This window comes from Bacillus cereus group sp. BfR-BA-01355 (genome assembly GCF_022663675.1).
Taxonomy (GTDB): Bacteria; Bacillota; Bacilli; order Bacillales; family Bacillaceae_G; genus Bacillus_A; species Bacillus_A thuringiensis_S.
Genome location: NZ_JAKUFY010000141.1, coordinates 1 through 11459, shown reverse-complemented (window position 1 = coordinate 11459; position 11459 = coordinate 1). Strand labels below are relative to the sequence as shown.

Sequence of the window (11459 nt, the reverse complement as noted above, 5' to 3'; positions counted from 1 at the left end):
ATCCAATACTAGAACCACCATATGAAGGGCAAACAGAGCGGGCACGCCCATTACTAAAATATAATCAAACATTACAGCGTTTAAGCGAAATGAATATTTCACGCATTTTATCAGGGCATGGGGAAGATGTTCTAAATGTGAAACAACTTATTGAAACGAGATTACAAAAGCAAGAAACACGTGCTTTTAAAGTGCTTGAGTTATTAAAGGAAAAACCAATGACAGCATTTGAAGTATGTGTAAAACTATTTCCGGTATTATATAAAGAACAATTACCACTTACTATTTCAGAAACGGTTGGACAATTGGACTATTTAGCATATAATCAACAAGTGATGATTGATGAGTCATCGCAACAATTGATTTATTATGCAAAGTAGGTGACAGCAATGACAGGACGTTTACAAAATAAAGTAATCGTCATTACAGGTGCTTCTAGTGGGATTGGTGAGCAAGTTGCAATGCAAGTTGCAGCACAGGGAGCGACTCCAGTATTAATGGCTCGAACAGAAGAGAAACTACAAGCGTTAGTAGACAAAATTAAAGAAACTTATAATACGCCTTGCTATTATTATGTATTAGATGTAAGTGAAGAGATGGAAGTACAGTCTGTTTTTTCAAAGGTATTACAAGAAGTGGGACGTATTGATATATTAGTAAACAATGCGGGATTTGGTATTTTTAAAACGTTTGAAGATGCGTCAATGGGTGAAGTAAAAGATATGTTCCAAGTAAATGTATTTGGATTAGTAGCATGTACGAAAGCGGTACTACCTTATATGGTAAACAAGAATGAAGGACATATTATTAATATTGCTTCACTTGCTGGAAAAATTGCAACTCCGAAATCGAGTGCTTATGCAGCAACGAAACATGCCGTATTAGGATTTACGAATAGTTTACGCATGGAATTAGCGAATACAGATATTTATGTTACAGCAATTAATCCAGGTCCGATAGATACAAACTTTTTTGAAATAGCGGATCAATCTGGTACATATGTAAAGAATATGGGACGTTACATGTTAAAACCAACATACGTAGCAGAACAAATCGTAAAGTCGATGCACACGAAAAAACGTGAAGTAAACTTACCGAAGTGGATGGGCATTGGTCCGAAACTTTATGCTTTATTCCCAGGTTTATTTGAGCGTGTTGCAGGTAAATCATTAAGTAAAAAATAGGAGATTTCCATATGGAAATCTCCTATTTTTTATTGTTTTCCAGTTACATAATCATAAACAATATCCTCAATTTCCTCGTATAAATCAATTTCAATATTTGAATGAGTCACCGTTTGAATATGTTTCACTAGCATTTCCTGATCTTCTTTTGATATTGGACTGCATTGATATTGTTGAAAACTTTTTATAATCATTTTCTCAATTAATTTTTCGTTCATATTTTTCCCCGCCTGTATGTACGTATGTATTGTTTTATTGTACTTGAAGTGAAATAAAAAAACTACTATGCACTATTTTTGTATAAAAATTCGGTTGAGTATATTATTTTTCTAATAAAATTAAGTTTTTTTAGATTTAAAAATTTATAAATATTTAATTGACTCTATAAATATACAATATTATAATCATACTTAATTTAAAGAATCGATATGAGGAGGAACTTATGAAAGTCGCAATTATTGGAGCCACTGGATATGGGGGCATTGAGTTAATTCGTTTATTAGAACAACATCCATATTTTTCGATAGCATCTCTCCATTCTTTTTCACAAGTTGGTGAGTGTATAACAAATGTATATCCTCATCTTCGAAATGTCCTTTTTCATACGTTACAAGAAATTGATGTGGAGACGATAGGAAAAGAAGCAGAAATCGTATTTCTAGCAACCCCAGCAGGAGTATCGGCGGAGTTAACTCCTAAGTTATTAGCAGAAGGTTTAAAAGTAATTGACCTATCTGGAGACTTTCGTATGATAGATCCTTCGTCATATGAACTGTGGTATAAAAGGCCAGCAGCGAAAGAAGAAATTCTTAGAAAAGCAGTGTATGGGTTAAGTGAATGGAAAAGGACTGGGATTCAAAAGGCAAATTTAATTGCAAACCCAGGATGTTTTGCTACAGCCACATTGCTAGCGATAGCGCCGTTAGTACGTAGCGGCATGATTGAAGAAGATTCGATTATTATTGATGCGAAATCAGGGGTATCAGGAGCAGGTAAAACACCAACAACAATGACTCACTTTCCTGAGCTATATGATAACTTGCACATTTATAAAGTGAATGAGCATCAGCACGTTCCAGAGATTGAGCAAATGCTTACAGAATGGAATAGTGAATCACAGCCAATTACATTTAGCACACATTTAATACCGATATCACGAGGAATCATGATTACACTTTATGCAAAAGTAAAACAAAAGATGGAAATAAAGCAACTTCAAAAATTGTATGAAGAAACGTATGAACAATCGCCTTTCATCCGAATTTGTACGCAAGGGAAATTTCCAAGTCCAAAAGAAGTGAGAGGCTCAAATTATTGTGATATTGGCATAGCTTACGATGAAAGAGCTGAAAGAGTTACGGTCGTTTCTGTTATAGACAATATGATGAAAGGCGCGGCTGGGCAAGCGATTCAAAATGCAAACATAATAGCGGGACTAGAAGAGACAACAGGTTTACAACATATGCCGCTTTATGTATAAGGGGGACATGGTGATTAAAGTAGCGTCTATTACAAAATTAGAAAATGGTTCAATTGTAACGCCGAAAGGCTTTTCGGCAATTGGTACTGCAAATGGTTTAAAAAAGGAGAAAAAGGATTTAGGTGCCATTGTTTGTGATGTACCAGCATCATGTGCCGCTGTGTATACAACGAATCAAATACAAGCAGCTCCTTTGCAAGTAACGAAGGATAGTATAACGGCAGAAGGGAAGTTACAAGCAATTATCGTTAATAGTGGAAATGCAAATGCTTGTACTGGAATGAAAGGATTACAAGACGCATACGAGATGCGCGCATTAGGGGCGGAACATTTTGGGATGAAAGAAAATTACGTTGCAGTAGCTTCAACAGGTGTAATTGGTGTTCCACTGCCGATGGATATAATCCGAAAGGGAGTTGCAACTCTTATACCGACGAAGGAAGAAAGTGAAGCATATTGTTTTTCTGAAGCAATTTTAACGACGGATCTTATAACGAAAGAAACTTGCTATGAAATGATTATTGATGGGAAGAAAGTGGCGATTGCGGGTGTTGCAAAAGGTTCAGGGATGATTCATCCGAATATGGCAACGATGCTTAGTTTTATTACGACAGATGCTCATATAGAGCATGACGTATTGCAAACAGCGTTATCCGAAATTACGAATCATACATTTAATCAAATTACGGTAGATGGAGATACTTCTACGAATGATATGGTCATCGTTATGGCAAGTGGATTATCAGAAACAAGGCCGATAAATATGGAACATACAGATTGGGAAACTTTCGTATGTGCTTTACAGCAAGTATGTGAAGATTTAGCGAAAAAAATTGCGCAAGATGGTGAAGGAGCTACGAAGTTAATAGAAGTAAATGTGCTAGGAGCTCAAACGAATGAAGAGGCAAAAAAAATTGCAAAGCAAATAGTCGGTTCGAGTCTTGTGAAAACAGCAATACATGGTGAAGACCCAAACTGGGGGCGAATTATTAGCAGTATTGGACAAAGTGAAGTAGCTATTCATCCGAACACAATTGACATTACTCTTCAATCTATATCGGTATTAAAAAATAGTGAGCCTCAAATATTTTCTGAAGAAGAAATGAAAGAGAGATTACAAGAAGATGAAATAGTCATTAATGTGTACTTACACTTAGGTGAAGAGACAGGATCAGCTTGGGGCTGTGACTTAAGCTATGAATATGTGAAAATAAATGCTTGTTATCGTACATAAGGAGAGAGAAGATGAGCGATTATATTGTAGTGAAATGCGGCGGTAGTATGTTGAATCAATTAAATGCTGTGTTTTTTGATTGTATAAAGAAATTGCAACAGAAGTATAAAGTGGTGATTGTTCATGGTGGTGGGCCAGAAATTGATGCCAAATTAAAAGATTGTAACATCAACGTAGAAAAAAGAGATGGATTACGCGTAACACCAAAAGAAGTTATGGATGTTGTTCAAATGGTGCTATGCGGAAGTACGAATAAAAAACTCGTAATGAATTTACAAAAGCATAATTTACTTGCTGTAGGTTGTTCAGGGTGTGACGGTAATTTACTTCAAGTTCAACCTGTCAGCGAGGAGATAGGATATGTGGGAGAAGTAAGTTATGTAGAAACAGCCTTATTAAAAGGATTAATAAATATGGGGTATATTCCTGTTATTGCTCCAATCGGGGTAAATGGTAATGAAATTTATAACATAAATGCGGACAATGCTGCAGCTGGGATTGCGGCCGCGTTAGGGGCAAAAGAGCTGATTTTTATTACGGATGTAGATGGAATATTACATGAAGGGAATTTGGTAAAGGAAACGGATGAATCTGAAATTGCAACTTTTATAGAAACAGGTGTTATTACAGGTGGGATGATTCCGAAAGTACAGGCGGCACTAGCATCATTAAAAATGGGAGTGCAAAAGATAAGTATTGTGAATGGTACAAAAGATTTTACTGAGGTTACGGGAGAGTGTATTGGAACGACGGTAACGAAAGGTGTGAGTATTGCATGACGAGTCATCTTTTTCAAACGTATGGCAGAAGAACTATTGAGTTTGTAAAGGGAACTGGAACGAAAGTTATTGATAATAAAGGTAAGCAATATTTAGATTTTACATCAGGAATTGGCGTATGTAATTTAGGACATTGTCACCCTACTGTTCTCAAAGGTGTACAAGAGCAACTTGATGATATATGGCATATATCTAACCTGTTTACAAACAGCTTACAAGAAGAAGTTGCGTCATTATTAACAGAAAATAGAGCATTAGATTATGTGTTTTTCTGTAATAGTGGGGCAGAGGCAAATGAAGCGGCTTTAAAGTTAGCACGTAAGCATACTGGAAAATCTCTCGTCGTAACATGCCAGCAGTCTTTTCACGGTAGAACATTTGGAACGATGAGTGCAACAGGCCAAGATAAGGTAAAAGAAGGATTTGGTCCATTACTTCCATCTTTTTTACATATCCCTTTTAACGATATTAAAGCATTAGAGGAAGTAATGAATGAAGAAGTTGCGGCGGTAATGGTAGAAGTAGTTCAAGGAGAGGGAGGAGTAATACCTGCTGATCTATCTTTTTTGAAAGAGATTGAAACATTATGTAATAAGTTCGGTTCCTTATTTATTATAGACGAAGTACAAACGGGGATAGGAAGAACTGGAACACTATTCGCTTATGAACAAGTGCGAATAGAGCCTGATATCGTTACCGTTGCAAAAGCACTTGGGAATGGGATTCCTGTCGGAGCAATGATTGGCCGGAAAGAGCTCGGAACGTCGTTTACTGCAGGATCACACGGTTCAACTTTTGGCGGGAATTACATCGCGATGGCTGCAGCGAAAGAAGTATTGCAAGTAAGTAAAAGACCATTGTTTTTAAAAGAAGTACAAGAAAAAGGCGAGTATGTATTAGAGAAGTTGCAAGAGGAATTACAGCATGTCGAATGTATTCAAAATATACGTGGTAAGGGGCTTATGATTGGGATTGAGTGTAAGCATGAAGTTGCAAGTTTTATAGAACAACTAGAAAACGAAGGACTTCTCGTATTACAAGCAGGCCCTAATGTTATAAGACTATTACCGCCACTCATTGTCACGAATGAAGAGTTAGAACAGGCAGTATATATAATAAAAAAAGTAGTTTGTACAAAAAACGTATCAATCATATAAGGGGGAAGTTTCATGTCAACTGTACAAGTACCGAAATTAAATACGAAAGATCTTTTAACACTAGAAGAATTAACGAAAGAAGAAATTATTTCTTTAATTGAGTTCGCTATATATTTAAAAAAGAATAAGCAAGAGCCTTTATTACAAGGCAAAATATTAGGGCTTATTTTTGATAAGCATTCAACTCGTACTCGTGTATCTTTTGAAGCGGGAATGGTACAACTCGGGGGACATGGTATGTTTTTAAGTGGGAAAGAGATGCAAATGGGAAGAGGAGAAACCGTTTCAGATACTGCGAAAGTATTATCGCAGTATATTGACGGGATCATGATACGTACATTCTCACACGCGGATGTAGAAGAGCTTGCAAAAGAATCTAGTATTCCTGTTATTAACGGTTTAACGGATGATCATCATCCTTGTCAAGCATTGGCAGACCTAATGACAATATATGAAGAAACAAATACATTTAAAGGAATAAAATTGGCTTACGTAGGTGACGGAAATAATGTATGTCATTCATTGTTGCTAGCGAGTGCAAAAGTCGGAATGCATATGACTGTTGCAACGCCTGTAGGATATGAACCGAATGAAGAGATTGTAAAAAAAGCGTTAGCGATTGCCAAGGAAACAGGAGCTGAAATTGAAGTTTTGCATGATCCTGAATTAGCGGTGAATGAAGCAGATTTCATTTATACTGACGTTTGGATGAGCATGGGGCAAGAGGGCGAAGAAGAGAAATATTCTTTATTTCAACCTTACCAAATCAATAACGAACTTGTTAAGCATGCGAAACAAACATATCGTTTCTTACACTGTTTACCTGCCCATCGTGAAGAAGAAGTAACAGGAGAAATTATAGATGGACCACAGTCTATCGTCTTCGAGCAAGCTGGTAATCGATTGCATGCTCAAAAAGCGTTATTAGTGAGTTTATTTAAAAATGTAGAAGAGCCTTCCTAAAAGGGAGGTTTTTTTATATTAAAATGTCGGATGTATATTTGGTTAACCATTTCGATATCATTTATAATAAAAGAGAAAACTAAATTTGTTTTTCAGAGTGTGTAAGGACATACTACATATAAAAATATAGTTAAAGAGATGATGAGGGTGAAAACAACTAAGAAAACATATTCGTTTTTTCAGCGGATGTGGAGAATATTAAAGTTTCAATATTATAAGTTGCTTCGATCGCCAGAAGGCGCAAAGAAAGTATCGTTAGGGTTTGCTATAGGATTCGGCTTAGAAATGTTAGTCATTTATACGGCATCGCTCGTATATGTAATATTTTATCCAATCGTCAGGTTAGCAAAGGGATCTTTTCCTGCGGCAGTTATTGGCAATATTATTGGGAAAATATCGTTTCTCCCAGTATTTTTATTTCCGCTTGCGTATACGCTAGGAAAAATGATTTATCCATTTGATGTACAGAAAATTCATCATGAACCATTTACGATATCGGACTTGTTTTCAATTCACATTTTTACGATATTAAAGAGCTTATTACAAAGTGAAGTGTATGTATTAATTGGAATGACGATTTTAGGAGTTGTGTTTGGTCTCATTTCGTATTTCGTTGTGCATTATTTATACGAAAAGAACCGTAAGTTACGCTTGAAGAAAAGGAAGAAACGAGTGAGAGAACCACTTGTACAATTATAAACAATGTCACATTCATTTTCTCCTTTGAATATGTTTAAGAAAAAGGAGGAGAGGATAATGTATTATTATTACGTACCTCAAGTATATCCATATGTAAATTATTATCCGGTTTATGATACGAGTAGACAATACGAATTATATCGGCAACAACAATTACAGCAATTATCACAAATACCACAAATACCACAAATACCACAACAACAGCCTACACAGGAAAAAAAACCATATTTAACAACATGGCCATATTCCAATGTATACTATGGTAACTATTACGAATCATAAAGCTGCTTCTATTTAGAAGCAGCTTTATACGTTTGTTTTCAAAATTAAATTTTGAATGGTTTGAAGAGAATGAATGAGCTTTTCGCGCTCTTCCTCAGATAATGTTTGGAAATTTTCTTTTAGTTTGTCTAAAATGAATTGCTGATACTGATTTACTAATAATTTCCCTTCAGCTGTTAGGGAAATTAAAATGACCCGTCGATCTTTTTCGCTATAATGACGCTCTATTAGTTCTTCTTGAATAAGTTTGTTTAATAGAGGTGTCATGTTAGGCCGTGAAATCGCTAGCCGCTTGCCGATTTCGGAAACTGCTAATGTGCCGTTTTCATGCAAAAGCAGTAATACTTGTGTATGTGATGGCGGCATATGTCTTTGAGAAGAAAATTCTCCAGGAAGCATAAATTTGCGATAAAAAAGAGGCACTAGCGAAAGAAGATGATCAACAATACGTTCCCACTCGCGTGATTCCATATAAAGGCCCCCTTCCACTATCATTGTAACAAAAAAGACATGTTATAAAAATAGAATTGTTTCATGGTCGCTTTAATATTTGTAGGATAACACTTGCTTTGTAAATGTATTGGCAATAATCGCATAGCCGTTATCATTTGGGTGTACTTGGTCAAATAATAACTCTTTTTTATCATTCGATATTAATTTACGAATTGGTAAAACGATAGATGGTTGATTTGCTTTGGAAATGGAATAAACAGATTCATTCCAGCCATCTAAAAACATATCTGCATAACTTGCGATGGAGTCATCGAGTTGTAACGGGTTATAGAGTTCTGAGAGAATGAGTAAAGCATCCGGATTTTGATCTCGAACTGTCTTTACAATACTTTTTATATCCGCTTCAAAATGGGCTTTTTCTTTATTTAACATTTTTATACCATCTATAACACCAACATCACGATTTAAACGAAATAAATTATTTCCTCCAATATTAATTGTAATTATATTTGCTGCTCTAATTTTTTCCTTTACATCTTCTGATTGAACTTTTTTAGCGAGACGATCTGTTGTAAGACCGTTTACCCCAAGGTTTTCTACTGTAATTGGTTTATGAATTTGTGCTTCTATTTGCTTAGAAGCTAATTCAGCAAATCCACCTTGTGTCGATCCATATCCTTTAGCGAGTGAATCACCTAATACAAGATGATAAAAAGATTCATTTGTTTGCTTATCAATCCAATTTGGGGCAGATGTTTTTTCTGTTTTTTCTTCAGATTCATTTTGTTTTGTCTCGTCGTTCTTTTCAAAATAAGAATAAGAAATGATCAGAAGGAGGAGACAAACAATTGTTAAGATGACTTTTTTCATAAATTCATCCTCCTTGTAATTGGTAATTGTATCATATTCAGCAGTATTAGCAATGTAAGGGCATATTATATGTTTATGAAAAGTTTATAATAACTTTACAGAAAATTTGTTGAAGTTTGTCAAAAAATATTGACGATAGGAAAGAACTTTATATATGATAATGTCAGATAAGGTGAAACTTTAATTAGTGGGAGCTTTATTTCCGATTAATTAATGGTCTTCATCAATCGGGCGTTTAAGGGGACTACTCGTTAGCGCAGGGTGAAATGAAAATTGTGTCTCTAATAGAAGAAAAAAGGTATGTGGTTAGAGACAGATAGGGATTCATTTCATTATTTTTGGTAATTGTATAAGGGGGATTTTTTGTGAAAAAGTCAAAAAAAATGCTAGCTGGAGCAACTCTTGCGATTGGTGTTATAGCGCCGCAAGTAATGCCAGCAACAGCTCATGCAGATGAGAACACTGGGGAGAGTACAGTTAACTTACGAATTCTAGAAACATCAGATATTCACGTTAACTTAATGAATTACGATTATTATCAAACGAAAACAGATAATAAAGTAGGACTTGTACAAACGGCAACACTCGTTAATAAAGCACGTGAAGAAGTGAAAAACTCTGTCCTATTTGATGATGGGGATGCATTACAAGGGACACCGCTTGGGGATTACGTAGCGAATAAAATAAAAGATCCGAAGAATCGTGTGGATCCTAGTTATACACATCCATTATATCGTGTAATGAATTTAATGAAGTATGACGTCATCTCTCTTGGGAATCATGAATTTAACTATGGTTTAGATTATTTAAACAAAGTGATTGAAAAAACGGATTTCCCGGTTATTAACTCGAATGTATATAAAGTTGACCATGATGATAAGGAAGAGAACGATGAAAATTATTTTAAACCATATCATATTTTAAAGAAAGAAGTAGTGGATGAAGCAGGCCAAAAACAAATAGTGAAAATTGGTGTAATGGGATTTGTTCCACCACAAATCATGAACTGGGATAAAGCGAACTTAGAAGGAAAAGTAAAAGCGAAAGACATCGTCGCAACAGCAAGAATAATGGTGAAAAAAATGCAAAATGAGGGTGCGGATATTATCGTTGCATTGGCTCATTCAGGCGTCGATAAGAGCGAATATAAAGAAGTGAATAAAATGGAAAATGCATCATATCATTTAGCGACACAAGTTCCTGGCGTAGATGCAGTATTAATGGGACATTCACATACTGAAGTGGAGGATGTATTTAATGGTGTTCCAGTTGTAATGCCTGGTGTTTTTGGTAGTAACTTAGGTATTATTGATATGCAATTGAAAAAGGTAAACGGAACATGGGAAGTACAAAAAGATCAATCTAAGCCACAACTTCGCCCGATTGCTAATAGTAAAGGTACCCCATTAGTAGAATCTGATCAAAAATTAGTTAATGAAATTAAAGATGAGCATCAAGCGACAATCGACTATGTAAATACACCTGTAGGTGAAACGAAAGCACCAATTAATAGTTATTTTTCATTAGTACAAGATGATCCTTCCGTACAAATTGTGACAAATGCACAAAAATGGTATGTAGAACAAGAACTTAAAAAACCAGAGTACGAAAAGATTAAAGATATTCCGGTTTTATCTGCAGGCGCACCATTTAAAGCAGGTGGCCGAAACGGTGCTACATATTATACGGATATTCCAGCTGGAACGTTAGCGATTAAAAACGTTGCAGATTTATACGTATATCCAAATACGTTATATGCTGTAAAAGTAAATGGGGCACAAGTGAAAGAATGGCTTGAAATGTCTGCAGGTCAGTTTAATCAAATTTATCCAGAAAAGAAAACAGAAGAACAACCGTTAGTAAATATAGGCTATCCTACATATAACTTTGATATTTTAGATGGCTTAAAATACGAAATTGATGTAACACAACCGGCGAAATACGATAAAGATGGAAAAATTGTAAATGCAAATACGAATCGTATTGTAAATATGACATATGAAGGTAAGCCAGTAGCTGATGATCAAAAGTTCATCGTCGCTACAAATAACTATCGTGGAAGTAGTCAAACGTTCCCAGGTGTAAGTGAAGGGGAAGTTGTATACCAATCACAAGATGAAACACGTCAAATCATTGTGAAGTATATGCAAAAAATAAAAAATATTGATCCAGCAGCTGATCAAAATTGGACGTTTAAACCGATTGTTGCAGATAAATTAAATACAACATTTGATTCTTCACCAAATGCACAAAAGTATATAAAGAAAGATGGGAACATATCATATGTTGGACCATCTGAAAATGAATTTGCTAAATATGCAATTGATATAACGAAGAAGAATGATGATAAAGAAACTG

Annotated in this window: 12 protein-coding genes and 1 pseudogene; 10 read left to right on the top strand and 3 right to left on the bottom strand. The window is 35.3% G+C overall.

The window, feature by feature from the left end:
• A pseudogene (locus MR167_RS28200) lies at positions 1–380 on the top strand (MBL fold metallo-hydrolase); the annotation flags it as partial.
• 9 nt (positions 381–389) lie between these two features.
• Positions 390–1184, top strand: coding sequence for an SDR family NAD(P)-dependent oxidoreductase (locus tag MR167_RS28195; RefSeq protein ID WP_000147794.1), 795 nt, complete (start codon positions 390–392; stop codon positions 1182–1184).
• A gap of 29 nt (positions 1185–1213) precedes the next feature.
• Here MR167_RS28195 and MR167_RS28190 read toward each other — a convergent pair whose 3' ends face one another.
• Complete coding sequence (locus tag MR167_RS28190; RefSeq protein WP_001003222.1) at positions 1214–1402, bottom strand: YqzH family protein; 189 nt, start codon at positions 1400–1402, stop codon at positions 1214–1216.
• Between the two features lie 224 nt (positions 1403–1626).
• Here MR167_RS28190 and argC point away from each other — a divergent pair, with 224 nt between their 5' ends.
• The 7 genes from argC to MR167_RS28155 all read left to right on the top strand — a co-directional run bounded on the left by argC (position 1627) and on the right by MR167_RS28155 (position 7778).
• Positions 1627–2664 carry an N-acetyl-gamma-glutamyl-phosphate reductase gene (gene argC, locus MR167_RS28185; protein ID WP_000861237.1) on the top strand — a complete coding sequence of 346 codons (1038 nt, stop codon included), beginning with the start codon at positions 1627–1629 and terminating at the stop codon, positions 2662–2664.
• A gap of 10 nt (positions 2665–2674) precedes the next feature.
• Positions 2675–3898, top strand: coding sequence for a bifunctional glutamate N-acetyltransferase/amino-acid acetyltransferase ArgJ (argJ, locus tag MR167_RS28180; RefSeq protein WP_000598384.1), 1224 nt, complete (start codon positions 2675–2677; stop codon positions 3896–3898).
• Between the two features lie 11 nt (positions 3899–3909).
• Positions 3910–4677: an acetylglutamate kinase gene (gene argB, locus MR167_RS28175; RefSeq protein WP_001286792.1), complete on the top strand. Its 768-nt coding sequence runs from the start codon at positions 3910–3912 to the stop codon at positions 4675–4677.
• The gene (locus tag MR167_RS28170) at positions 4674–5834 is read left to right on the top strand and encodes an acetylornithine transaminase (protein WP_000200545.1); all 1161 of its coding nucleotides are present in this window, start codon (positions 4674–4676) and stop codon (positions 5832–5834) included. The genes argB and MR167_RS28170 overlap by 4 nt, the downstream gene beginning before the upstream one ends.
• 12 nt (positions 5835–5846) lie before the next feature.
• Positions 5847–6797 (top strand): ornithine carbamoyltransferase, encoded by a 951-nt coding sequence (gene argF / locus MR167_RS28165; protein WP_000108861.1) that lies wholly within the window; start codon positions 5847–5849, stop codon positions 6795–6797.
• A 138-nt stretch (positions 6798–6935) separates the two neighbouring features.
• Positions 6936–7496 (top strand): DUF2062 domain-containing protein, encoded by a 561-nt coding sequence (locus tag MR167_RS28160; RefSeq protein ID WP_242316029.1) that lies wholly within the window; start codon positions 6936–6938, stop codon positions 7494–7496.
• 57 nt (positions 7497–7553) lie between these two features.
• A complete protein-coding gene (locus tag MR167_RS28155; RefSeq protein ID WP_063675663.1) occupies positions 7554–7778 on the top strand; it encodes a hypothetical protein in 225 nt (74 codons plus the stop codon).
• A 24-nt stretch (positions 7779–7802) separates the two neighbouring features.
• Here MR167_RS28155 and MR167_RS28150 read toward each other — a convergent pair whose 3' ends face one another.
• Complete coding sequence (locus MR167_RS28150; RefSeq protein ID WP_000445819.1) at positions 7803–8249, bottom strand: MarR family winged helix-turn-helix transcriptional regulator; 447 nt, start codon at positions 8247–8249, stop codon at positions 7803–7805.
• Positions 8250–8321: 72 nt separating this feature from the next.
• Entirely contained in the window at positions 8322–9101 is a 780-nt protein-coding gene (locus tag MR167_RS28145; RefSeq protein WP_000755850.1) for a GDSL-type esterase/lipase family protein, read from the bottom strand.
• A gap of 365 nt (positions 9102–9466) precedes the next feature.
• Here MR167_RS28145 and cpdB point away from each other — a divergent pair.
• Positions 9467–11459: bifunctional 2',3'-cyclic-nucleotide 2'-phosphodiesterase/3'-nucleotidase (cpdB, locus tag MR167_RS28140; protein WP_242316027.1), on the top strand; the 1993-nt coding region annotated here is incomplete at its 3' end.